The 22,755-nt window shown below is 70.5% G+C and carries 23 protein-coding genes; 12 read left to right on the top strand and 11 right to left on the bottom strand.

The annotated features are described in order from the left end of the window. Positions 1–90: 90 nt before the first annotated feature. The 3 genes from ACN6M5_RS11360 to ACN6M5_RS11350 are packed head-to-tail and all read right to left on the bottom strand — an operon-like array spanning position 91 to position 1,870. Positions 91–1,002, bottom strand: a complete 912-nt coding sequence (locus tag ACN6M5_RS11360; protein WP_434949872.1) for a phosphoribosylaminoimidazolesuccinocarboxamide synthase — start codon at positions 1,000–1,002, stop codon at positions 91–93. Between the two features lie 38 nt (positions 1,003–1,040). Continuing rightward, positions 1,041–1,433, bottom strand: coding sequence for an SHOCT domain-containing protein (locus ACN6M5_RS11355; protein ID WP_434949870.1), 393 nt, complete (start codon positions 1,431–1,433; stop codon positions 1,041–1,043). Positions 1,434–1,441: 8 nt separating this feature from the next. Next, a complete protein-coding gene (locus tag ACN6M5_RS11350; RefSeq protein WP_085370896.1) occupies positions 1,442–1,870 on the bottom strand; it encodes a DUF6325 family protein in 429 nt (142 codons plus the stop codon). 214 nt (positions 1,871–2,084) lie between these two features. Here ACN6M5_RS11350 and ACN6M5_RS11345 point away from each other — a divergent pair, with 214 nt between their 5' ends. Beyond that, positions 2,085–3,329, top strand: coding sequence for an FAD-binding protein (locus tag ACN6M5_RS11345; protein WP_434949867.1), 1,245 nt, complete (start codon positions 2,085–2,087; stop codon positions 3,327–3,329). Between the two features lie 96 nt (positions 3,330–3,425). On the opposite strand, the gene purD is transcribed toward ACN6M5_RS11345, so the two are convergent. After that, positions 3,426–4,685, bottom strand: a complete 1,260-nt coding sequence (gene purD, locus ACN6M5_RS11340) for a phosphoribosylamine--glycine ligase (RefSeq protein ID WP_434949865.1) — start codon at positions 4,683–4,685, stop codon at positions 3,426–3,428. Between the two features lie 33 nt (positions 4,686–4,718). On the opposite strand from purD, the gene ACN6M5_RS11335 reads away from it, so the two are divergent. The 10 genes from ACN6M5_RS11335 to ACN6M5_RS11290 all read left to right on the top strand — a co-directional run bounded on the left by ACN6M5_RS11335 (position 4,719) and on the right by ACN6M5_RS11290 (position 14,725). After that, a complete protein-coding gene (locus tag ACN6M5_RS11335; RefSeq protein ID WP_085370899.1) occupies positions 4,719–5,075 on the top strand; it encodes a sterol carrier family protein in 357 nt (118 codons plus the stop codon). 50 nt (positions 5,076–5,125) lie between these two features. Then, the gene (locus ACN6M5_RS11330; RefSeq protein WP_434949863.1) at positions 5,126–5,488 is read left to right on the top strand and encodes a hypothetical protein; all 363 of its coding nucleotides are present in this window, start codon (positions 5,126–5,128) and stop codon (positions 5,486–5,488) included. Between the two features lie 21 nt (positions 5,489–5,509). Next, positions 5,510–7,084: an amidophosphoribosyltransferase gene (purF, locus tag ACN6M5_RS11325; RefSeq protein WP_085370901.1), complete on the top strand. Its 1,575-nt coding sequence runs from the start codon at positions 5,510–5,512 to the stop codon at positions 7,082–7,084. Positions 7,085–7,111: 27 nt separating this feature from the next. Then, a complete protein-coding gene (gene purM / locus ACN6M5_RS11320) occupies positions 7,112–8,233 on the top strand; it encodes a phosphoribosylformylglycinamidine cyclo-ligase (RefSeq protein ID WP_434949860.1) in 1,122 nt (373 codons plus the stop codon). Positions 8,234–8,274: 41 nt separating this feature from the next. Beyond that, on the top strand, positions 8,275–9,480 hold the full coding sequence (locus ACN6M5_RS11315; protein ID WP_434949858.1) for a glycosyltransferase family 2 protein: 1,206 nt from the start codon (positions 8,275–8,277) through the stop codon (positions 9,478–9,480). 102 nt (positions 9,481–9,582) lie between these two features. Next, positions 9,583–11,001: a Calx-beta domain-containing protein gene (locus ACN6M5_RS11310; RefSeq protein ID WP_434949856.1), complete on the top strand. Its 1,419-nt coding sequence runs from the start codon at positions 9,583–9,585 to the stop codon at positions 10,999–11,001. A gap of 179 nt (positions 11,002–11,180) precedes the next feature. Next, the gene (locus ACN6M5_RS11305) at positions 11,181–12,167 is read left to right on the top strand and encodes an ABC transporter ATP-binding protein (RefSeq protein WP_434949854.1); all 987 of its coding nucleotides are present in this window, start codon (positions 11,181–11,183) and stop codon (positions 12,165–12,167) included. Then, a complete protein-coding gene (locus ACN6M5_RS11300) occupies positions 12,164–12,907 on the top strand; it encodes an ABC transporter permease (RefSeq protein WP_434949852.1) in 744 nt (247 codons plus the stop codon). Before ACN6M5_RS11305 ends, ACN6M5_RS11300 begins: the two co-directional genes overlap by 4 nt. 25 nt (positions 12,908–12,932) lie before the next feature. Then, the gene (locus ACN6M5_RS11295) at positions 12,933–14,114 is read left to right on the top strand and encodes a sensor histidine kinase (protein ID WP_434949850.1); all 1,182 of its coding nucleotides are present in this window, start codon (positions 12,933–12,935) and stop codon (positions 14,112–14,114) included. Next, positions 14,111–14,725: a response regulator transcription factor gene (locus ACN6M5_RS11290; protein WP_434949848.1), complete on the top strand. Its 615-nt coding sequence runs from the start codon at positions 14,111–14,113 to the stop codon at positions 14,723–14,725. The genes ACN6M5_RS11295 and ACN6M5_RS11290 overlap by 4 nt, the downstream gene beginning before the upstream one ends. A gap of 42 nt (positions 14,726–14,767) precedes the next feature. Here the strand turns inward: ACN6M5_RS11290 and ACN6M5_RS11285 are convergent, their stop codons facing one another. After that, on the bottom strand, positions 14,768–14,971 hold the full coding sequence (locus ACN6M5_RS11285) for a DUF3073 domain-containing protein (RefSeq protein WP_055898390.1): 204 nt from the start codon (positions 14,969–14,971) through the stop codon (positions 14,768–14,770). A gap of 145 nt (positions 14,972–15,116) precedes the next feature. On the opposite strand from ACN6M5_RS11285, the gene ACN6M5_RS11280 reads away from it, so the two are divergent. Further along, positions 15,117–16,190 (top strand): NAD(P)-binding domain-containing protein, encoded by a 1,074-nt coding sequence (locus ACN6M5_RS11280; RefSeq protein ID WP_434949845.1) that lies wholly within the window; start codon positions 15,117–15,119, stop codon positions 16,188–16,190. A 46-nt stretch (positions 16,191–16,236) separates the two neighbouring features. Here ACN6M5_RS11280 and ACN6M5_RS11275 read toward each other — a convergent pair whose 3' ends face one another. The 6 genes from ACN6M5_RS11275 to ACN6M5_RS11250 are packed head-to-tail and all read right to left on the bottom strand — an operon-like array spanning position 16,237 to position 22,625. After that, positions 16,237–18,258 carry a glycogen debranching N-terminal domain-containing protein gene (locus ACN6M5_RS11275; RefSeq protein ID WP_434952381.1) on the bottom strand — a complete coding sequence of 674 codons (2,022 nt, stop codon included), beginning with the start codon at positions 18,256–18,258 and terminating at the stop codon, positions 16,237–16,239. Between the two features lie 8 nt (positions 18,259–18,266). Continuing rightward, the gene (locus ACN6M5_RS11270; RefSeq protein WP_434949843.1) at positions 18,267–19,055 is read right to left on the bottom strand and encodes a Type 1 glutamine amidotransferase-like domain-containing protein; all 789 of its coding nucleotides are present in this window, start codon (positions 19,053–19,055) and stop codon (positions 18,267–18,269) included. Continuing rightward, entirely contained in the window at positions 19,052–19,978 is a 927-nt protein-coding gene (locus ACN6M5_RS11265; protein WP_085370911.1) for a carbohydrate ABC transporter permease, read from the bottom strand. Before ACN6M5_RS11265 ends, ACN6M5_RS11270 begins: the two co-directional genes overlap by 4 nt. Continuing rightward, positions 19,975–21,126, bottom strand: a complete 1,152-nt coding sequence (locus ACN6M5_RS11260; protein ID WP_434949840.1) for a carbohydrate ABC transporter permease — start codon at positions 21,124–21,126, stop codon at positions 19,975–19,977. The genes ACN6M5_RS11265 and ACN6M5_RS11260 overlap by 4 nt, the downstream gene beginning before the upstream one ends. Before the next feature lie 40 nt (positions 21,127–21,166). Continuing rightward, positions 21,167–22,420: a sugar ABC transporter substrate-binding protein gene (locus ACN6M5_RS11255; protein WP_434949838.1), complete on the bottom strand. Its 1,254-nt coding sequence runs from the start codon at positions 22,418–22,420 to the stop codon at positions 21,167–21,169. Between the two features lie 49 nt (positions 22,421–22,469). Then, entirely contained in the window at positions 22,470–22,625 is a 156-nt protein-coding gene (locus ACN6M5_RS11250; RefSeq protein WP_434949836.1) for a hypothetical protein, read from the bottom strand. Positions 22,626–22,755: the final 130 nt, after the last annotated feature.

The raw sequence follows: 22,755 nt of genomic DNA, 5'->3' as shown, positions 1-22,755 counted from the left end.
CACCCACCCCACGGCGAGATGCCACTAACTGTCGCGAAACGCCCGGGATGCGCGACAGATACTGGCATCTCGTCGCGAGGCGCGCGGCGGCTACGCCCGCGTGAGCCGCTCGAGGAGCTCGCGGTAGCGGGCGGCCGTGCGCTCGACGATGTCGGCGGGAAGCTCGGGCGGCGTTCCCGTCTTGTCCCAGTTGGCGCTGAGCCAGTCGCGCACGATCTGCTTGTCGAAGCTGGCCATGCGCTCGCGCGGGGTGGTGCCGGAGGCGTATGCCACCGCATCCCAGTACCGGCTGGAGTCGCTGGTGAGCACCTCGTCGGCGAGCGTGATCTCGCCGGTGTCGCGGTCTGCGCCGAACTCGAACTTGGTGTCGGCGATGATCACGCCGCGCTTCTCGGCGATCTCGGACGCGCCCGTATAGATGAGGAGGGAGAGCCTGCGGAGCTCCTCCGCGACCTCGGCGCCGACCAGCTCGACCGTGCGCTCGAAGCTGATGTTCTCGTCGTGCTCCCCAAGTGGCGCCTTCCAGGCCGGGGTGTAGATCGGCTCCGGCAGGCGGTCGCCGTCGGTCAGACCGGAGGGCAGCGGCACACCGCACACGCTCTGGGTCTGCTGGTACTCCAGCCAGCCGCTGCCGGTGAGGTAGCCGCGCACGACGCACTCCACCGGGAACATGTCGAGCGGCTTCACCAGCATCGCCCGCCCGACAACTTCGGCCGGGATGCGCTCGATCGCCTTCTCGCCGTCGAGGACATGGTCCGGGATCAGGTGGTTCGGCACCTCGGTCAGCTGGTCGAACCACCACAGGCTGAGCGTGGTCAGCAACTCGCCCTTGCCGGGGATGCCCGGCTCGAGCACGTGGTCGAACGCGCTGACCCTGTCGCTCGCGACGACGAGGACCGCGTCCGTGTCGTCGAGGCCGGAGCGCCCGGCGGGGACGTAGAGGTCGCGGACCTTGCCGGAGTAGACGTGCGACCAGTCGGCGAGGGAGGCGGAGGATGTCACGCGTCCATCGTACGGGCTGGCCCGAATCCCGCGCTCGGTCAGCCCAGCAGCTTGGCCTTCGCCGCCGAGAACTCGTCGTCCGACAGGATGCCCTGCGCGTGCAGTGCTGCGAGCTGCTGCAGCTGCGCCATCATGTCGCCGCCGGCGCCACCGCCGGCGGGCGCGGCTGGTGCGGCGGGCGCTGCCTGCTGCTGCGCCTGCCACTGGGCCTGCTGCTGAGCCTGCTGCTGCGCGACGGCCTGCTGGGCGGCCGCATCCATCTGCGCCTGCTGCTGCTGGGCCTGGTACTCGGCGGCCTGCTGATCTTCCATCGCCCTGTCCTGCTGGCGGCGCTGCATTCCGCCGCTGACGGCGGTGGCCGTGCCTGCGACGACGGCGGTGCGTGCGGCCAGCCCGAGGAGTCCCGGACGGCCTACTCGACGTAATGGCATGATGTCTCCTACTCTTCCGACGCTTCGGTGAGAACGGCGTTGACCACGGGAGCGGGGATGCGCTCGGCGTGGACGACGCTGCCGCCCGCGGCGAAGAACTTGCTGGCGAGGTCTTTCGCCCAGGTGTGCTCGATGACCAGGATCGCGCCGGAGGTGCCTGGCTCGATCAGGTCGGCGATGTCGTCGACATCCTCCGTGCCCGCGATCCCGCTCGCTTCGAGCGTGATCTCGGTGAGGCCGTACTCGTCGCCGACGTCCTCGAATTCGACGATGTCGACCTCGCCGCTCAGCGAGCGCGAGACGAAGACGAGGTCGAGAATGCGGACGCTTCCGGAACCGATCAGGTCGACGATGGCCTGCACGACGCCGGGCGACGGCCGATCGCCGTCGAACTGCGCCACGATGAACTCAGCGGGGCCGTACTCGAACTCGGTCACGTTGTACTCCCTCCGTGCCGGATCATCCCGACAGGCGTCACGCTACTCGCGGGGGTGAGAGCGGCACAATGATGGCTTTTCCGCGGAAGGCGGGTAGTGCGCTCCGGATTGGAAACTTTTCTTCTCGGCTAGCGGCATCTTTCGCAGAAGCGACGTTCGCATCGGTGTCAGACTGGGCAACGCTGTACACGAGACGGTGCGAGGAAGGACCACGGTGACCGAACAGAACTGGGCAGGAAACTACACGTACAGGGCGGAGCGCATCGCGCATCCACGTTCTCTGGACGAACTGCGCGAACTGGTGCTCGGCGCCGACTCGGTGCGCGCCCTCGGCAGCCGCCACTCCTTCAACGACCTCGCCGACGACGACCGTCTGCTCGTGAGCACGGCGGGCCTGCCGTCCGCGATCCGGATCGACGAGGCGGCCTCCACGGTCACGGTCGGCGGCGGCGTGCGCTACGGCGACCTCGCCCGCGAACTGCAGAACGCGGGATGGGCGCTGCACAACCTCGCGTCCCTCCCACACATCTCCGTCGCAGGCGCCATCGCGACAGCGACGCACGGCTCGGGCGACAGGAACGGGAACCTGGCCACCGGCGTCAGCGGCCTGAGCATTCTGCGGGCGGACGGCGAACTGGTCGAGCTGCGTCGAGGCGACCCAGGATTCGATGGGGCCGTGGTCTCGCTCGGCGCCCTGGGCGTCGTCGTGGAGGTGACCATCGACATCCGGCCGACGTTCGACGTGCGGCAGCGGCTGTTCGGCGGGCTGCCCTGGGATGCGGTGCTCGACCGGTTCGACGAGGTCACCTCGGCCGCATACAGCGTCTCCCTCTTCACCGACTGGGCGGAAGACGCGGTCAGCCTCGCCTGGCTCAAGGAGCGCGCGGACGATCAGACCGACATCGGCGACGACTTCTTCGGAGCGACGGCGCTCACCGAGGCCCGCCACATGATCGCGACGATGGATGTGCGCAACACCACCGAGCAGCTCGGCGTCTTCGGCCCGTGGAGCGAGCGGCTGCCGCACTTCCGGTTCGAGTTCACGCCGTCGAACGGTGCGGAGATCCAGTCGGAGTACCTGGTGCCGCGCGCCAACGCCGTCGCCGCGATCGCCGCCGTGCGCGAGCTGGGTCCGCTGATAGCGCCCCTGCTGCAGATCAGCGAGATCCGCACGGTCGCGGCCGACGACCTGTGGCTGTCGAGCGCGTCCGGCACGGACGCGGTCGGACTGCACTTCACCTGGCTGCGCGATCAGGAGGGCGTCGAGGCGATCCTGCCGGCGCTCGAAGCCGCGCTGCTGCCGCTGGGCGCGCGCCCGCACTGGGGCAAGCTCTACCTCGACGTCGACGGCGTCGTGCCCGGGCTCTACCCGCGCCTCGACGCGTTCCGCGACCTCGCCGCCTCGTTCGACCCCGCCGGCACCTTCCGCAACGCCTTCGTCACGCGCTTCCTCGCCTGACCCCAAAACAATCGAGTCCGAAGTTATTCACGCGACACGCCGTGTCGAACCGTGAACAACTTCGGACTCGTTTATTTGGGAATGGAGTGGGCGCGGTTAGTCGGCGACGCGGGCGGCGATGTCGGTGCGGAAGTGCGAGCCGGGAAGCTCGATGAGCGCGACCGCCTCGTAAGCCCGGGCGCGGGCCTCGGCGAACGTGGTGCCACGGGCGACGACGCTGAGCACGCGCCCACCGGTCGCGAGCAGCGCGCCCGTCTCCTCGTCGCGGGCCGTCGCGGCGTGCGCGATGGTCACCTCGGGGACGCGCGCCGCCTCATCCAGCCCGGTGATCGGCCGGCCGGTCTGCGGCGCCTCCGGGTATCCCTCGCTGGCCAGCACGACGGTCACGGCGGTGTCGAGCGCGAACTCCGGACGTGGCACTCCGGCCAGCGCGCCGGTCGCCGCGGCGAACAGCAGCGACGACAGCGGCGTCACGAGCCGGGGAAGCACCACCTGCGTCTCGGGGTCGCCGAAGCGCGCGTTGAACTCGATCACCCGGATGCCGCGGCTCGTCATGATGAGCCCGCAGTAGAGCAGACCGATGAACGGCGTCTGCTCCTTCGCCAGCTGGCGCACGGTCGGCAGGGCGACCGTGTCGATGACCTCGTCGACGAAGTTCTCCGGCAGCCACGGCAGCGGTGAGTACGCGCCCATCCCGCCCGTGTTCGGTCCGCCGTCGCCGTCGAGCAGCCGCTTGTAGTCCTGCGCGGGCGACAGCGGAAGCACGTTGTGTCCGTCGCTCACCAGGAAGAGGGACACCTCCTGGCCGTCGAGGAACTCCTCGATCAGCACGCCGCCGTGGCCGAGCCAGTGGGTCGCGTGGGCGACGGCCGCCTCGCGGTCGGAGGTGACCAGCACGCCCTTGCCCGCCGCCAGACCGTCCGCCTTCACCACGTACGGAGCACCGAACGTGTCCAGCGCGCTCTCCGCCTCCGCCAACGTGGATGCGCGCACCGCACGCCCCGTCGGAACCCCGGCCGCGTCCATGATCCGCTTGGCGAACGTCTTCGACCCTTCGAGCTGCGCCGCGACCTTGCCAGGACCGAACACCGGGATGCCGCGGGTGCGCAGCGGGTCGGCGACACCGGCGACGAGGGGGGCCTCCGGCCCGATCACCACGAGCTCGATGCCGTTCTCGATCGCGTACTCCGTGACCGCCTCGCCGTCGAGAGGGTCGAGTCCGGGCTCGACGGCCGCTTCCGCCGCGATCCCCGCGTTGCCGGGAGCGACGACGATCCGGTGGTCGGCCTCCTCGCTCAGCAACGACGTGACGATGGCGTGCTCGCGTGCACCGGAACCCAGGACCAGAATCTTCACGCGACCAATGGTAGAGGCTGCGAGGATAAGGGGATGGCCAGAGCGAAGATCCAGGATGCGGAGGGCGGCCCGGCCGTGCGTGCAGCACTGGCGGGTGGAGCGGACCGCAACACCACGGCGATGGCCGTGCGCTACCTCCTGCAACTGCTCGCCGAGCGCGCGCCGGGTAACACCGTCGAGGTGCGGGTGCCGCCGTTCGGCGCCACCCAGTGCATCCCGGGCCCCCGGCATACCAGGGGCACCCCGCCCAACGTGGTGGAGATGGATGCGCCGACCTGGCTCGCGCTCGCCAGCGGAGCGACGCCGTGGGCCGACGCCGTCGCATCCGGTGCCGTGCACGCGTCCGGTCAGCGCGCATCCCTCGACGGGCTGCTGCCGCTGCGATTCTGACGCAGCCCCTCCCGTCCGAGCTCCCAGACAACGTGAGGGAGAATGGATGCATGAGTCAGGAGAACGACGAGCAGGCCACGGTCACCGAGAGCTCGGTGCTCGTGCGGCGGTCGCCGCGCTACTTCCGGTTCATGCTTGCCGGGGCGATCCTGTTCGCGATCGTCGCGCTCATCCTCACGTTCGCGTTCCCGGCGAACCCCACATACGACCGGGGCAGCGTCTTCGGCTTCCTGCTGGCGATCGGCGTGGCTGTCGGGGTCACGATCGGGGCGGTCGTCGCCCTGATCCTCGACCGTGCGACGAACCGTCGGGCGCGCACCGTCCAGGCGGATAGAATCGACGTGCGCACCACCCAGGGCGAGCAGCCAGAGGATGGCGACGCACCTGACACCCGCTCATCCATCGAGAGCTAATTCCCTGAAGGGGGTTCCGGTTTGTCCGGAGGCGACGGTCTTCTCAGTCACGATCTACTTCCCGGCGAGAAGGGTCCGCAGGATGCCTGCGGTGTCTTCGGTGTCTGGGCACCTGGCGAGGAAGTCGCCAAACTCAGCTACTTCGGTCTCTACGCCCTGCAGCACCGCGGGCAGGAGTCCGCGGGCATCGCGACCAGCGACGGCTCGAAGATCCTCATCTACAAAGACATGGGTCTCGTCTCGCAGGTGTTCAACGAGAACGCGCTGAACTCGCTGACCGGCCACATCGCCGTCGGGCACACGCGATACTCGACCACCGGCGCATCCAGCTGGCAGAACGCGCAGCCGACGCTCGGTCGCACGTCGAGCGGAACGGTCGCCCTCGGCCACAACGGCAACCTGACCAACACGGCCGAGCTGATGCAGCTCGTCCACGACCGGTATCCGGAGCACGACGGCGAGCTGTCCAGAGGCAACACGACGGACACCGCCGTGGTCACCGCGCTGCTCACCGGCGACCTCGACCACACCCTCGAAGCCACGTCGCTCGAGGTCCTTCCGCGGCTGCGCGGCGCATACTGCCTCGTCTACATGGACGAGCACACCCTGTACGCGGCGCGTGACCCGCAGGGCGTCCGCCCGCTGGTGCTCGGGCGCCTCGAGCGTGGCTGGGTCGTCGCCTCGGAGACCGCTGCGCTCGACATCGTCGGCGCGAGCTTCGTGCGCGAGGTCGAGCCCGGCGAGCTGATCGCCATCGACGAGAACGGCCTCCGCAGCCAGCGGTTCGCCGAGGAGAAGCGCGCGGGCTGCGTGTTCGAATACGTCTACCTGGCCCGTCCTGACACGACCATCGCCGGCCGCGGCGTGCACGAGGCGCGGGTCGAGATGGGCCGCCAGCTGGCCCGCGAGCACGCGGTCGAAGCCGACCTCGTCATCCCGACCCCCGAGTCCGGAACCCCGGCGGCGATCGGCTACGCGCAGGCGTCCGGCATCCCGTTCGGCCAGGGACTTGTGAAGAACTCGTACGTCGGCCGCACGTTCATCCAGCCGTCGCAGACCATCCGCCAGCGCGGCATCAAGCTCAAGCTGAACCCGCTGAAAGAGGTCATCAAGGGCAAGCGCCTGGTGGTCGTCGACGACTCGATCGTGCGCGGGAACACCCAGCGCGCGCTCGTCTCGATGCTGCGCGAGGCCGGAGCGGCGGAGGTGCACGTCCGCATCTCCAGCCCGCCCATCACCTGGCCGTGCTTCTACGGCATCGACTTCGCCTCCCGGGCAGAGCTCATCGCCACGGGCCTGGGCGTCGACGAGGTGCGCCAGTCGATCGGGGCCGACAGCCTCGGCTACCTGTCGGAGGACGGCATGATCGCCTCCACCGAGCAGCCGCGCGAACGTCTCTGCACCGCCTGCTTCACCGGCGTGTACCCGATCGAGCTCCCGGATGCGCACCACCTCGGCAAGAACCTGCTCGAACGCCCGGAGGCTCCGCGCGGCGAGGGTGAGGGCGCGGCGGCCGATGGATGCGATCCCGGTCCGGACGCCGAGTTCGAGAGCGTGCTGCTGCCCTCGTACGGAGACCCGGGGCGCAAGGAATAGCAGCCCGGTCCCAGTACGATTGACCCCGTGACCGAACAGCCCGCATCCACGTCCGCCTCCTACGCCGAGGCCGGCGTCGACACAGCCGCCGGCGACCTCGCCGTCGACCTGATGAAGTCGGCGGTGTCCCGCACGCACGGGCCGAACGTCCTGGGCGGCGTCGGCGGGTTCGCCGGACTGTTCGACGTGTCGTTCCTCAAGCTGTTCGACCGCCCGCTGCTCGCCACCTCCACCGACGGCGTCGGCACGAAGGTCGCCATCGCGCAGGCCATCGACAAGCACGACACCATCGGTCAGGATCTGGTCGGCATGGTCGTCGACGACATCGTCGTGGTGGGTGCGAAGCCGCTGTTCATGACGGACTACATCGCCTGCGGAAAGGTGGTGCCGTCGCGCATCGCCGACATCGTCGCCGGCATCGCGCGCGCCTGCGAGGAGACGGGCACCGCCCTGGTCGGTGGAGAGACCGCGGAGCACCCCGGACTCCTTGGCCCGGACGACTACGACGTGGCGGGCGCCGCGGTCGGCGCCGTCGAGGCGAACGCCGTGCTCGGCGCCGAGCTGGTGCAGGACGGCGACGTGGTCATCGCGCTCGCGTCCTCCGGCCTGCACTCCAACGGCTTCTCGCTCGTGCGTCACATCCTGGCGAAGAACAGCATCGGCTTCACCGACCACTCGGATGCGTTCGGCGGCACCGTCGGCGAGGCCCTGCTGGAGCCGACCAGGCTCTACACCACGCCGCTCCTGCGGGTGCTGAGCGAGCCGTCCCTCGCCGGCGCCATCCACTCGCTGAGCCACGTGACCGGTGGAGGCATTGCCGCGAACCTCGCGCGCGTGCTTCCGGTCGGATCGTGGGTGGAGGTGGACCGCGCGAGCTGGTCGCCGAGCCCTGTGTTCCGCATCCTGAGCGACCTCGCCGGCAGCAGCCTGGAGTCGAGCGAAGGCACCTGGAACCTCGGCATCGGGATGTTCGCCGTCGTCGCCGCTCCGGCCGCCGACCGGGTCATCGCGGCGATCGAGCAGGACGGCATCCCGGCCTGGAGCGTCGGGACGGTGTCGACCTCGACGCGCGACCTCACCGGGTTCGAGCAGGGTGCGAAGGGCGTCGACGGCGGCGCTGTGCGTCTCGTCGGGAGCTACGCGAACTGATCGGCTAGCAGGCGGCGCCCCGCGCGCGTACGGTTCACGGCATGATCGACGCCGAATACGTGCTGCCGCTGCGCTGGGACGACGACGATGACGCCGGTGCGGATGCTGCGCTGTCCGAGCTCGCCGCGTATCTGCAGGCGCTGTCCGCACTGATCGACGTGACGGTGGTCGACGGCTCTGCACCCGCCGCGTTCGCCCGGCACGCGTCGGCGTTCCCTGCGGCGGTCAGGCACCTCCCTGTCGAGCCGCGGCCCGGACGCAACGGCAAGGTGGCCGGCGTGATGACCGGGGTCCGCGCATCCCGGCACGAGCGGATCGTCCTCGGCGACGACGACGTGCGCTACGACGCGGCCGCCCTCGCGACCGTCGTGGAACTGCTCGGCGTCGCCGACGTGGTCACGCCGCAGAACTTCTTCGCGCCGCTGCCCTGGCACGCCAGGTGGGACACGGCGCGCATCCTGCTCAACCGGGCGCTCGCGCACGACTACCCCGGCACGCTCGCCCTGCGCCGGTCGGCTCTGCCGGAAGAGGGGTACGACGGCGACGTGCTGTTCGAGAACCTGGAGCTCATCCGGACGGTGCGGGCAGCGGGTGGGAGGCATCTCGCGGCGGACGACTGCCTGGTGGCGCGGCGCCCTCCGTCCGCCTCGCACTTCCTGCGGCAGCGGGTGCGGCAGGCGTACGACAGCTTCGCGCAGCCGGGACGCCTGGCGGCCGAACTGCTGATCCTGCCGGTGGTGCTCGTGCTGGCGGTGCGCGCGCCGCGCTGGCTGCCCGCCCTCGGGGCGGTCGCGGTCGCGGCGGCGGAGGCCGGGCGGCGGCGCGGGGGTGCGCGCGTGGAGGTGCGGCGGCGCGGGGATGCGCGCGCGGAGGTGCGGCGGCGCGGGGACGGGGTGCGGCACGGGGGTGCGCACGTGGAGGTGCGGTGGCGCGGGGATGGTGCGCGGCACGGGGACGGCACCGCGTGGCGCGGGGACGCGCGGACGCGGCGTGGGGACGGCGCCGGGTGGCGCGGGGATGCGCGGACGTGGCGTGGGGACGGCGTCGGGTGGCGGCGGGGGAGCGGGCCGGCCCGGCGCGCGTTTCCGGCGACGAGCGCCCTGTGGGCGCCGCTCTGGCTGCTGGAACGCGGCGTCTGCGCGTGGATCGCGGTGGGGCTGCGGCTGCGCGGTGGGGTCCGCTACTCCGACGGCCGCCTGGCCCGCGCTGGCAACTCGTTGCGCGCGCTGCGGGCGAGATACCAGTAACTGCGCCGCATCCCGGGCGTTTCGCGACAGTTGGTGGCATCTCGTGGTGTCACCCGTTGTGGTAGACGCGCCGGTCGGCCCCCACCGGCTAGAGTTGCGGTCGTGGCCGCCAAGTATTCCAGTATCCGAAGGATGCTCGGCGTTGCCGGACTCGTCGTCGCCGTGAGCGGCGGCGCGCTGCTGGCGCAGGCCGCGGCGGCTCCCGCGCAAGCGGCGACGCCCTCCGCGGGGAAGGCGGCCGCCGCCGCGAGCGCGCCTGCCACCGCGAAGGCGCCCGCCACCGCGACGCCGTCGCCCTCCGCCACTGCCGCCGGCTCATCCACGTCCGCACCGTCCTCCAAATCCACACCGTCGTCGCCACCGGCTCCCGCCTCCGCCGTCCCGCCGGGGACGCTCACGCCGCTCGTCGACTGCATCGTGGATGCGCCGCTCGGCAGCACGGTCACTTCGCGCACCGTCCTGCTCGGCTACCGCAACTCCGCGCACGACACCCTCCGGGTCGTGGCGGCAGCTGGCAGCAACGGCCTCGCGCCCGGCCGCGCCGACCGCGGCCAGCCCACCGCGTTCGAGCCGGGCGAGCACCACGCCGTCTGGTCGCTGACCCTGGATGCGCGCAGCACCCCGTCCGCCACCTGGCAGCTCGGCGGCGCGACCGTCACCATCGACGCCGACGCCCCGTCCTGCGCCACCGTCACCACCGTGGCGCTCTCCGCCCCGCGCGTCGCGGCGTCCGGCGCGACCATCACCGCGTCCGCAGCGGTCGGTCGCCTGTTCCTCGCGCCGCCCACCGGCGGAACCGTCGAGTTCGCCGTCGACGGCGCAGCGCCCGTGACCGCCGCCGTCGGCGCAGACGGCGTTGCCCGCGCCGACCTCCCCGCTCCGCCGCCCGGCGACCACACCGTGACCGCCGCGTACCGCCCGGTTGACGGCTCACAGCTGCGCCCGTCCACCCGCACGTCGCCGCTCACGGTCACGACCGCCACCGGCGCGCTCGGCGTCACCGCCACCTCCGTCACCCCCGCCGCGGACGGCGGTACGGCGACGGTCACGGTGAGTCGCGCATCCGGTGCGGGGGCGGCCTCCGTCGACTACGCCACCGCGGACGGGACCGCCGTCGCCGGGACCGAGTACACGGCCTCCCGCGGCACTCTCGCCTTCCACGACGGCCAGACGAGCGCCGCCATCGAGATCCGGCTCGCGGTGCGCGCTCCCGGGGCGCAGGCATCCACGTTCTTCGTGCTGCTGCAGCGCGCGACGACCACCGTGGATGCGGCCGCCGCCACGATCATGCTCCCCGCGGTCCCGTCCACCCCGGGCGGCGCCGCGGTCACCGGAGCATCGCGCTCCGGCGGCATCGGCGGCGACTCCGTCCTCCCCGCCGGCGACCCGACGAGCCCCTCGCCGGTCGCCCACGCCGAAGATCTGGCCATGCTGATCGGGGCAGCGCTGCTCACGGCGGGTGGCATCCTGGGCGTGGTCGGGCTGGTGCGGTTCGGCGGCTCGCGCGAAGCGCGGGTGTGAGCGGCGGACGCACCCCGCGCGCTCGTCGCATCTCGCGCGCTCGTCGCACCCCGGCCGCATCTCGCAGCCCGCTCGCTTGCCACACCCCTCACCCGCTCCCCACCCCCATGACAAATGTCACCCGGCATCCCTGACATCCGCTCTGCTCCCCGCCGCCTCCGCGCCGCCAGTCTGAGAGGGTGAATCAGACACCAGCCATCCAGCTCACCGACCTGCGGAAGTCGTTCGGCTCGTTGCACGCCGTCAACGGCGTGAGTCTCAGCATCGCGCCCGGCGAGGTCGTCGCGCTGCTCGGGCCGAACGGCGCGGGCAAGTCGACCACCATCGACCTGGCGCTCGGGCTCGCGCATCCGACGTCCGGCACCGCCACCCTGTTCGGGGAGAGCCCCCGCAATGCCATCGAGCAGGGGAGGGTCGGGGCGATGCTGCAGGGCGGCGCGCTGCTGCCGACGCTCACCGTCGCACAGTCGGTCGCGCTCGTCGCCGCGGCGCACGCGCATCCGCTGAGCGTCGAGGAGGCGCTCGAACGGGCGCGGTGCACCGAGATCGCCAAGCAGAAGGTCAGCAAGCTGTCCGGCGGGCAGATGCAGCGGGCGCGGTTCGCGGTCGCCGTGGTCTCCAACCCGGACCTGCTGTTCCTCGACGAGCCGACCGCGGCGATGGATGTGGAGGCCAGGCGCACCTTCTGGCAGTCGATGCGCGAGTTCACCGACGAAGGACGCACCGTCGTCTTCGCCACGCACTACCTCGACGAGGCGGACACGTACGCCGACAGGATCGTGATGCTCTCGAAGGGGGTCGTCGTCGCCGACGGCACGCCCAACGAGGTGAAGGCGGTCGTGTCCGGGCGCCGGATCCGCACATCCATCGACTTCGACTGGACCGACGCAGCACGGGATGCGCTCGGCCGTCTCCCCGGCGTCCGCTCGCTCGACCACCGCTCCGGCCAGCTCACCATCGTCAGCGACGACTCCGACGCCACCCTGCGCGCCCTGCTCGTCGCACACGACGACATCCACGACATCGAGGTCACGGCGCACACGATGGACGACGCGTTCCTCGCCCTCACCGAAGGCGCGACGGGCCTGGCCGGCACCGCGCCCACCAGCGCGCCCACCACCACCGCGCCCACAACCGACACCATCACGAACGGAGCACTCCGATGAGCATCGCCTACCTCGGGCTGGAATCCTTCCGCCAGCTCAAGAACGCCCGCTCGATGATCTTCACCCTGGCCGTCCCGCTCATCATGCTGGTCGCGTTCGGCGGCAGCTTCGGCGGCAGCGGGCAGGTGGACCCTGTGACGAAGCTCCCGTGGATCGTGGTCACCACCATCCAGGTCGCCAGCTACGGCGGGATGATGGCGGCGCTGTCCCAGGCGTTCAACATCGTCACCGAGCGCTCCATCGGCTGGAACCGCCAGCTGCGCATCACGCCCCTCACCGGCACCGGCTACCTGGTCTCGAAGGCGATCACGGCGATGCTGATGGCGCTGGTGTCCATCGTCGTCATCTTCACCGTCTCCGAGCTGCTCTACCACCCGCCGCTCTCGCTCGGGAACTGGCTCACGACCGGGCTCGCCATCTGGTGCGGGGTCATCCCGTTCGCGCTGCTCGGCATCCTGATCGGCCAGTTCGCCAAGCCGGAGTTCGCGCAGCCGCTCTTCATGGCGGTGTTCATGGGGATGGCCGTGCTGGGCGGCCTGTGGGTTCCGCTGCAGATCTTCCCCGCCTGGGTGGCGAACGTCGCCCAGATCGTCCCGTCGTACTGGCTCAACAGGATCGGCCAGATGGGCGCCCACCAGAGCGGCGACATCCTCTCGCCCGCCCTCGTGCTGGCCGGCTGGACTCTCGCTCTCGGCGCGTTCATCATCTGGCGCTACCGGCGGGATGCCGCGCGCAGCTGACGGCGTGCGGCCTAGGCTGGTGAGCGTGCAGAGCACAGAGAGCGGCCGCCCGGCCGGAGTCGTCCCGCGCCTCACCCACCCGGCCGCACGCCGCTGGTATCCGGGCGCCATGATCGGCCTGCTCTACCAGATCTCGGTACTGGTCGGCCTGTGGACGGCGGTGGGCGACACCGCCACGAAGGTCACGGCGACCGCGCTGCTCGTGGTCGTCTACGTCGGCTTCCTGCTCCTTCCCCCGCTGCTGTGGTGGGAGAGCGAACGGGTGCGGCTGACCGGGGTCGGCGTGTACTTCGCGTTCACCTGCCTGCTGTTCCCGTTCATCGGGACGGCGACCACCTGGACCTGGGTGTACGTCGCCTGCGCGGCGGGGATGGTGCTGACCAGCGCGAGGACATCGCTCATCATCATCGGGATCATCGGCGCGCTGCAGCTGGCCATCATCTTCCTCGCCGGCGAGTTCGACGACAGCTGGTACATCGCCCTCGTGACCGTGTCCATCGGGGTGATGATGTCGGCCTTCTCCCGTCAGATCGCGTCGCTGCGGGCGCTGAGGGAGGCACAGGGCGAGATCGCCAGGCTGGCCGTGATCGAGGAGCGCGCCCGGTTCTCGCGCGACATGCACGACGTGCTCGGGCACTCGCTCACCGTCGTCACGGTGAAGTCGGAACTGGCCAGGAGGCTCGTCCCGCTCGACCCGGCCAGGGCGGAGGACGAGATCGCGGACATCGAGCGCCTGGCCAGGTCGGCGCTCGCCGACCTGCGCGCCGCCGTCGCGGGCTACCGCGAGATGAGCCTGTCGACCGAGCTGGCCGCCGCGCAGGCTGCGCTCGCCGCCGCCGACATCGAGGCGCACCTGCCGCGCAACGGCGACGGCGTCGACCCCGAGCTGCGGGAACTGTTCGGCTGGGTGCTGCGCGAAGGAGTCACCAACGTGATCCGGCACTCCGGGTCGCGCAACTGCTGGGTGACTGTGGCGGAGGACAGGCTGGAGATCGACGACGACGGCCGGGGGATGGCCGGGGTCGGCGCCGTGGGACCCGGCTCGGCGGCGGATCAGCGCGCGCCGGGAGGCGTGGCGCTCCCGCCGGCAGGTGGCAACGGGCTCGACGGGCTGATCGCGCGGGCCCGCGCGGTCGGGGCCAGGGTGCTGGTGAGTGCCAGCCCCCACGGCGGTGTGCGCCTCACGGTGCGGAAGGCGGAAGCGTGACAGAACCCATCCGGCTGCTGCTGGCCGACGACCAGGCGCTCGTGCGCGGTGCGCTCGCCGCCCTGCTCGACCTCGAACCGGATCTCACGGTGGTCGCCCAGGTGGGACGCGGCGACGAGGTGGTGGATGCGGCACGAGCGTCGGCGGCGCAGGTCGCGCTCCTCGACGTGGAGATGCCGGGCCTGGACGGGATCCAGGCTGCCGCAGCTCTGCGGGCTCAGTATCCGGACTGCCGGTCGCTGATCGTCACGACGTTCGGGCGGCCGGGCTACTTGCGGCGCGCAATGGAGGCGGGCGCATCCGGGTTCGTGGTGAAGGACACGCCGTCCGGGCAGCTGGCCGACGCGGTGCGGCGGGTGGCTCAGGGGTTGCGGGTGGTCGATCCGACGCTGGCGGCGGAGTCGCTGGCGTCGGGGACGTCGCCGCTCACGCCGCGCGAGACGGAGGTGCTGTCCGTGGCCGCCCGGGGAGGGAGCGTCACCGATATGGCACGGGAGCTGCACCTCAGCGAGGGAACGGTGCGCAATCACCTGTCGAACGCGATCGGGAAGACGGGCGCGCGAAACCGCTCGGAAGCGGCGACGATCGCGGCCTCACAGGGGTGGTTGTGAGGTGCGGGAGCCGGCCGTGATGCACGACATCCGCCGGGGCCGTCAGGCGCGCTTCGGCGTTTCCTCGTCTTCGTAGTCGTCCTTGTAGCCCTCGGGCTCGTAGTCCGCCCACTTCTCGTACTGCTCGTCGTTGTGAGAGTGTCCCGTCAGCTCACGTTCGAGCGCGTCGTAGTTCACGTTCGGGCTGAATGACTTCAACTCGCGCGCAATCTTGGTGTGCTTTGCCTTTTGACGGCCGCGCCCCATGCGTGACCCCCTTACGGTGCCAGGCCGGGTAGGAGATGAGCCACCCGGGAATCCGAACATGAACGTGAAAACTAGCGTCTAGTTTAGCATGTAGGACCTGAGTGGCCCTTAGTTCGCGCACAGCGAGACATGATGGGATGGGCGCGTGACAACGACGAGGACCGACACTCAGGTGGCGATCATCGGCGCAGGCCAGGCAGGTCTCGCTGTCGCCTACTATCTTCGCCGGTTCGAGCTGACTCCCGGCACCGATTTCATCGTCTACGACCGCGGTCCGTGCACGGGCGGAGCGTGGCAGCACCGCTGGGATGCACTGAAGCTCGGCAGCGCTCACCACGTCAACGATCTGCCGGGGATGGCCGAGCTCGGCATCAGCTTCGAGACCGCGGACAGGTCGCTCCCTGCCAAGGACATCGTCGCCGGCTACTACCGCCGTTACGAGGAGCATTTCGGGCTGGACGTCCAGCGCCCCGTCACCGTGACGAGCGTGTTCGACCGCGGAGCCGACCTGATCGTGCAGCACACCCGCGGCGAGACGGCGACGCGGATGGTGGTCAACGCATCCGGTACCTGGGGCGCGCCGTTCGTGCCGTACTACCCGGGGATGAACGCGTTCGCCGGGCGGCACGTGCACACTTCCGGCTATCTGGCGGCCGAGGAGTTCGCCGGGCAGTCGGTGGTGGTGGTCGGAGGGGGGACGTCGGCGATCGGGTTCCTGCTGGAGCTCGAGAACGTGGCGGATGCGGTCGTCTGGGCCACCCGCAGGCCGGTCGAGTTCAAGGACGAGTCCGAGCTGACCATCGAGGGCGGCGTCGCGGCGGTGGCCGCACAGGATGCTGCCGCCCGCGCGGGCGGGGCGCTGCCCAGCATCGTGAGCGGCACGGGCGTCCCTCGCACCAGGCGCATCGCATCCGGGATCGCGCGCGGGCTGCTCGTCGAGCGGCCGATGTTCGCCGCCATCGAGCGGGACGGCGTGCGCTGGGACGACGGCTCCTTCACGCGCGCGGACGCGATCATCTGGGCCACCGGCTTCCGCCCGGAGCTGCGTCACCTGGCTCCGCTGCGGCTGCGCGAGAAGTCGGGAGGGCTGACCGTCGCATCCGGTGCGTCGTGGCAGGACCCGCGCATCTTCCTGGCCGGGTACGGCCCGCAGGCGAGCACCATCGGCGCGAACCGCGCAGGGCGCGTGATCGCCAGGCAGATCATGGCGCAGCTGTAGGAGCCCCGCCGGGGGCTCCCGCAGTTGCGCTCCGCTGCTCAGCCCCTCAGCTCCTGGTGACCACCCCGGCGTCGTCGACCGCGATGCTCACCGGCTCCCCGGCGAACCGGAGACCGTCGACCTCGATGGTGCCGACGCCGGGCGCCGGCGAGACCGAGAGGGTTCCGGCGCTCGCGTCGGCGCGGAGACCGAGCCGCGCCCCGAGCACGGCGACCGCCGCCGCTGCCGACCAGGCCTGCGGGCGGCACGCGGCGGGGTACGGGATGGGGGTCGCGGTGAGCGTCGCCGGGTCGCCGGAGTGCAGCTCGGGCATCCGGTAGCCGAAGCCCTCCGCGGCGGCGAGCAGGCCGCTCGCGAGCGCCTCCGCCTCGGCCGTGTGGCCCTCGCGGGCGAGCCCGGTGATGACGATGGCCGTGTCGTGCGCCCACACCGAGCCGCCGTGGTAGCTCAGCGGCCAGTATCCCCCGGACGCCGACGACATGGTGCGCAGCCCGTAGCCCGAGTTCAGCTCGGGGGAGGCCAGACGGCGGGCCACCAGTGCGGCCTGGTCTGCGGTGAGGATGCCCGTGCCGAGGAGGTGCCCGATGTTGCTGGTGACGGTGTCGACCTTGCGCTTGGCGCTGTCGAGGGCGATCGCCGGGTATGCGCCGTCGGGGTCGTCGATCCAGAAGGATGCGGCGAAGCGCTCCTTCAGTTCCGCAGCCCAGGTGCGCCACTCGTCGGCGCCGGAGCGGCCGAACGCCTCCAGCAGCTCCGCGCCGCCCACCGCGGCCTCGTAGGCGTAGCCCTGCACCTCGCAGAGCGCGATGGGTCCGTCGGCGAGGGTGCCGTCCATCCACTGGATGGAGTCGCCCGAGTCCTTCCAGCCCTGGTTGGCGAGGCCGTGGCCGGTGGTGTCGACGTATTCGAGGAAGCCGTCTCCGTCGCTGTCGCCGTAGTCGCGCATCCACGCGAGGGCGGCCTCCAGGTGGGGCAGCAGGGCTTCCACCTCTGCGGCGGGCATGCCCCAGGTCCACGCGTCGTGCAGCAGTGTGACCCAGAGGGCCGTCGCATCCACGGTGCCGTAGTAGAGCGGGGGCAGCACGACGCCCTCGCCGGGGATGGTCAGCGCGGCGGGGCGGAGCTCGTGCATGATCTTGCCCGGCTGTTCCGCGGTGGCGTTCACGGTCTCGGTGCCCTGCATCGAGGCGAGCACGCGCAGCGTGGAGGCGGCGATGTCGGTGCCGAGCGGCAGGAGCATCCTGGCCGCCCAGAGGGAGTCGCGGCCGAACAGCGTGAAGAACCAGGGGGCGCCAGCCGCGAGGAAGACGTCCTCCGGACGGTCGGTGGTGGACGTGCGCAGCGCCTGCAGATCGCCGAGCGCGCGGTGCAGCCAGGCGGCGAGACGGGAGTCGCCCGTCGCGGCGGTGAACGATGCCCAGTCCTGCGACGGCTCCGCCCCGGAGACCACGGCCGTCGGGTCGTCGACCTCGATGCGCCAGGTGAACGTGGCGGCGCTGTGCGCGGGGATCTCAGCGGTCCAGGTCAGCGTCGCGCCGATGTCGTCCACCGCCACGCTGGCAGCAGGCGCGACCACGGTGGCGGCCACCACCCCGGATGCGAACGTCACCCCGTCCGCCGTCGCCGTCGCGACCACGGGATGCTCGCTGCCGGTCAGTCCGGCCTTCACCACCTGCATCGGGCTGAAGTCGGCGAGCAGCGACACCTCGACGGTGGGCTGGACGGCGGTGGCCAGCGCGTTGCTGACGGTGATCGACTCCACCAGGGAACCGGCGTCGACCCTTCTGGTGCGGTCGATGCGCACGCGGGGGTCTGCGGTGTGGTCGTCGATGCCGCGGGCGAGGGAGGTGAACACGGCCGTCGCCGCGTCGGGGGAGCCCGTAGCGATGTGCTCCGGTGTCGCGCCGTCGATGGTGAGCCCGATACCGCCGAGGACCCGCAGGTCCGAGTGGTAGAAGCCGTGGATGCCCCGGCCGTCGACGGTGCCGTCTGCTGTCGACCACGCCTGGCTGGGCGCGGTGAGCACCACGACACTGTCGTGCAGTAGGGGTTGGAGCGGCTGGGTCATCGTGGCGTTCACGCCTCCTCGGAGTGGGGGTTGTCTGATGTTCTGGTCGAAGTGAGTGTGCGCGGCACGATCCTGCTCTCGCGGACGCCCGGCGAGGACGGGTCGGCGCTCGCCGTGTCACGCTCGACGCGCCAGGCGAAGCGGCCGGGCTGTTCGGCGATCACCTCGACGAGGCGGGTGCCCTCGTAGACGAGGCCGACCCCCTCGTCGAGCGCGTAGCCGTCCGGCAGGACCCCGGCGGCGACCGCCGCGCGGTGGGCGACCCTGCGGTTCGGGTCGGAGTCGTAGTGGACGCCGAGGGAGCCGGGCAGTAGGCCCAGCCCGTCCGGAACCGCGCCGATCTGCGGGCCGAACGACGAGGTCGTCCCTCCGCTGTGCCAGCAGAGCGCACCCGCCGACCCTCCTGCGAGCACGACGCCGGCCTCCCAGGCTTCGCGGAAGACCGCATCCAGTCCGTGGGCGCGCCACACGGCCAGAAGGTTGACCAGGCTGCCTCCGCTCACCCAGACCACGTCCTGAGACAGGATGTGCGCGCGCACGTCCTCCACGTTCGGGTGGGGGAACAGACGCAGATGCACGGCGTCGACGCCCGCGAGACGCGCGGCTTCGAGTTCGGTGCCCTCGATCTGGCGCTGGTCTCCGCCCGCCGTGTTGACGTGCGTGACCCGCGGACGGCGGCCGGAGACCTGGGCGAGCGACACGGCGTGCTCAATCAGCGGGCCGTAGACCGCGTCGGTCCAGGTGCCGGGGGTGAGGCCGCCGCAGGTGGCGACGATGGTGGGCGCTGCGGCGGTCACTCCTTCACCGCCCCTTCGCTGGTGTTCATGATGCGCCGCTGGAAGATGAAGAACAGCACGGCGACCGGGATGGTCATGATCGCCGCCGCCGCGAGTTTGATCGGGTACTGGCTGCCCTGGCTCAGCTGCCCGCTCGCCAGCCCGGCGACGCCCTTGGTCAGCGTGGTCAGCGACGGATCCTGGGTGGACACGATGAAGTGCGCGAGCTCGTTCCACGACCCCTGGAACGACAGGATGACGATGGTGATGAGTGCCGGCCTCGCCATCGGAAGCACGATCGACCAGAACACCCGGAAGGTGCCAGCGCCGTCGATGCGCGCCTGCTCCTCGACGCTGGCCGGGATGGATTCGAAGAAGTTCTTCATGATGAACACTCCGGCCGCATCCGTCAGCAGCGGGATGATCATGCCCGCGTACGAGTCGTAGATCCCGAGCTGGTTGATGACCAGGAACTTCGGGATGAGCAGCACGACGACCGGCACGGACATCACGGCCACGAGCCCGGCGAACACGACGCCGCGGCCCCGGAAGTGCAGGCGCGCGAGCGCGTAGCCGGCCAGCGAGTTGAAGAACACGCGCCCCGCCGTGACGAACACGGTGACGATGATCGAGTTCTTGAACCAGGTGGGGAAGTCGGAGTTGAGGAAGAGCTTCGTGTACGCGGCGGTCGTCCAGGTCTCCGGGATCAGGGACACCGGGTTGGCCGTCGCATCCGCGTCCGTCTTGAACGAGGTGGCCAGCTGGATGAGGAACGGCGCGATGTAGATGACGGCGATGACCACGAGGATCGCGTACGTGATCGACGACGCGACGACGGAGCCGGTGGACCGCTGCCGCTGAGGGCGGAGCGGGGGCTGCGCGTTCGCGAGGGTGCCGACGGCGATCGTGTTCGCGGCATCGGAGGTGGTGGTCCCGGCGGTCATCGGCGGACTCCTCTGCTGTCTGCACTGCTGTCTGCGTTGCCGTCTGCCGACTGGGCAGGCTCTGACGACGCCGTCACGGCCGGCTGGTACAACCGCATCCGGCGCTTGGACACGGTGCGTTCGCGCAGCACCCAGCGCTGGAAGATGGTGAAGACCACGATGATGACGAACAGGATGAACGCGATCGCGGCGCCCTGACCCCAGTCCTGGTCGACGAACGAGCTCTTGTATGAGAGGTACGCCGGCGTCAGCGTCGTCTTGCCCGGCGCGCCTCGCGTGCCGGTGTAGATGGCGTCGAAGACTTGCCAGCACCCGATCAGCCCGAGGGTGAGCACCGTGAACAGCGTCGGGCGGAGCTGCGGGAGCGTGATGCGCCAGAACCGCTGCCAGCCGTTCGCGCCGTCCATCATCGCCGCCTCCGTGATGTCGCCGCCGAGGTTCTGCAGCGCGGCGATGAACAGCAGCATGAACGTGCCGCTCGTGGTGAAGACGGCCATGATGACGAACGCGCTCATCGCGACGGACGGGCCGCCGAGCCAGTCCCACCAGGAGACGCCGAGCAGGGTGTTCTGGGTGAGGGCGCTCGGCCCCTGCTTCACGCCGAACAGCCCGAGGAAGTTGTGCACGATGCCGTCTGGATCGTTGAACCAGTTGGGTCCGTTGATCCCGACCCAGGAGAGCACCTTGTTCACGGCGCCGGTCGTGCTGAACAGGAACAGCCAGAGCACCGTGATCGCGACCGAGCTCGTCACCGACGGGAAGTAGAAGGCGGTGCGGAAGAAGCCGCGCCCGCGCAGGATCGCCCGGTTGACCAGCACGGCCAGCCCGAGGGCGACGGCGGTCTGGATGGGGACCACCAGCACCACGTACCAGGCGTTGTTCTTGAGCGACATGCCGAAGTCCTGCTCGGCCAGTCCGCCTCCGGAGAGGATCGCCTGGTAGTTCTCGAAGCCCACGAAGTGGACCCCGGAGGAGAAGGGGCTGCCCCGGCCTCCCCAGTCGGAGAAGCTCACCCACAGTGCCATGAGCACGGGGACGACGAGGAAGACCCCGAGGAGGAGGATGACCGGGGCGGTGAACAACCACCCCGAGGCGGCCTCGCCGCGCCGGATTCCGGAACGACGAGACCGACTCGTGGTTTGCGACATTGTGCTTGGCTCTCGGCTACTCGGCTACTCGGCTACTCGGCTACTTCAGGAGGGCTTCGAGGTTCTTCTGCGTCGCATCCAGGATCGCCTTCGGGTCACCGGTCGACAGCGATTCGAGCTTGCTGTTGAGGTCGGTGACGACGTCGGCCGCTCCCTTGGCCGTCGGAACGCCCTTGGCGTAGTCGGCGGCGTTGAGGAACGGGACGAGGTCCGGGTTCTGCGACTTCCACTCGTCGGCGGCCGACTTGATCGACGGCATCGGGCCGAACGCCTTGGAGAAGGCGAGCTGGTCGTCCTTGCTCGTCAGCTTCTCGACGAGCTTCAGCGCCGCCGCCTGGTTGGGGCTGTCGGCTGCGATGCCCCAGCAGTTGGTGAACTGCAGGGTGCCATTGCCGGCCGGGCCCTTCGGCAGCTCGACGACCTTGTACTTGATGTTCGGGAAGTCGGACGAGAGCGCGCCGGTGATCCAGTTGCCCTCGATGGTCATCGCGGCCAGGCCCTTGCCGAACGCCTCGCCGCCCCAGCCGGCGCCGAGGTCCTTCGCGTACTTGAGGTCGCCGTCGTTGAGCAGCGTCTTGACGTAGTCGAGCGCCTTGACGTTGGCGTCGCTGTTGGCGGTGGCCTTGGTGCTGTCGTCGTTCATCAGGTTGCCGCCCGCCTGGGTCATGAACGACCCGATGCGCGCGTACTCGCCGGAGATGCCGAGGCCGACGTGGCCGGCGCCGGTGAGCTTCTTGGAGACGGCCTGCAGCTGGTCCCACGTCTTCGGGATGTCACTGTCGGTGAGGCCGGCGGCCGACCACATGTCGGTGTTGATGATCAGCTGCAGCGTGGAGAAGTCCTTCGGCGCGCAGTAGAACTTGCCGTCGTACGTGAACGACTTCACCAGGCTCGGGTAGAAGTCGCTCTTGTTGGAGAGCTGGTCTCCGTATGCGAGCAGCGAGCCGTTGGAGGCGTACCCGGCCAGCGCATCCGTCGACAGGTAGAAGACGTCGGCGGGCTTCTTCGCCGCGAAGCCCTGGGACAGCTGCTGGTTGAGGTCGCTCGCCGCGACGACGGACGCCTTGGTGCCGTCGCTCTTCGACCAGTCGGAGACCGCGGACTTGACCGCGGCGGTCTCCGCGTCTCCGGACGAGCCGATCATGACGGTCAGCGCCTTGTCGGACGACGTGAGCTTGCCGGACGAGTCGTCTCCGCTCCCGCCGCTGAAGCCGGAGCCGCAGGCGGTGAGGGCGAGGGCGGTCGCGACGGCGACGGCGCCGCCGGCGAGCCACCGGTGTGAAGGTCGTTGCATGTGTTCTCTCCTTGGTGTGAGTGCGCCCGTCATCGGACGCACAGGGGGGTCAGGCGGGGAAGGGACGGGTGTGGGCGCCCGGGTGGGCGGGACTGAGCCGGCGGTTGTGGCGGCCTGTGTGGGCCGGGCTGAGCTGGCTGCCGGGGCAGCCGGGATCGGCAGGGCAGACGGGACGGGAGGGATGCGGGGCGATCGTCGCGGGCATCGGACCTCCTTGGTCTGTCTAACGGGTTTGATCGATCAAATTTTGCACTGCTAGATTGTGTTTTGAACGATCAAATCGGGGTGCTGCCAAGATAACCACCGCGTTCCCAACGTGTCAAGCGGCGCCACGC

Source organism: Leifsonia araucanica, assembly GCF_051161895.1.
GTDB lineage: Bacteria > Actinomycetota > Actinomycetes > Actinomycetales > Microbacteriaceae > Leifsonia.
Note: the sequence above shows the minus strand (reverse complement) of the source record. Positions and strands in the feature narration are given on the sequence as shown.

What these genes read in the sequence shown, in the direction of transcription:
- ACN6M5_RS11285 (WP_055898390.1), bottom strand. Translation starts at nt 14,971, where the DNA reads ATGGGGCGCGGCCGTCAAAAGGCAAAGCACACCAAGATTGCGCGCGAG.
- ACN6M5_RS11315 (WP_434949858.1), top strand. Translation starts at nt 8,275, where the DNA reads ATGATCGACGCCGAATACGTGCTGCCGCTGCGCTGGGACGACGACGAT.
- ACN6M5_RS11355 (WP_434949870.1), bottom strand. Translation starts at nt 1,433, where the DNA reads ATGCCATTACGTCGAGTAGGCCGTCCGGGACTCCTCGGGCTGGCCGCA.
- ACN6M5_RS11300 (WP_434949852.1), top strand. Translation starts at nt 12,164, where the DNA reads ATGAGCATCGCCTACCTCGGGCTGGAATCCTTCCGCCAGCTCAAGAAC.
- ACN6M5_RS11330 (WP_434949863.1), top strand. Translation starts at nt 5,126, where the DNA reads ATGAGTCAGGAGAACGACGAGCAGGCCACGGTCACCGAGAGCTCGGTG.
- ACN6M5_RS11275 (WP_434952381.1), bottom strand. Translation starts at nt 18,258, where the DNA reads ATGACCCAGCCGCTCCAACCCCTACTGCACGACAGTGTCGTGGTGCTC.
- ACN6M5_RS11260 (WP_434949840.1), bottom strand. Translation starts at nt 21,126, where the DNA reads ATGTCGCAAACCACGAGTCGGTCTCGTCGTTCCGGAATCCGGCGCGGC.
- ACN6M5_RS11335 (WP_085370899.1), top strand. Translation starts at nt 4,719, where the DNA reads ATGGCCAGAGCGAAGATCCAGGATGCGGAGGGCGGCCCGGCCGTGCGT.
- ACN6M5_RS11250 (WP_434949836.1), bottom strand. Translation starts at nt 22,625, where the DNA reads ATGCCCGCGACGATCGCCCCGCATCCCTCCCGTCCCGTCTGCCCTGCC.
- ACN6M5_RS11265 (WP_085370911.1), bottom strand. Translation starts at nt 19,978, where the DNA reads ATGACCGCCGGGACCACCACCTCCGATGCCGCGAACACGATCGCCGTC.
- ACN6M5_RS11255 (WP_434949838.1), bottom strand. Translation starts at nt 22,420, where the DNA reads ATGCAACGACCTTCACACCGGTGGCTCGCCGGCGGCGCCGTCGCCGTC.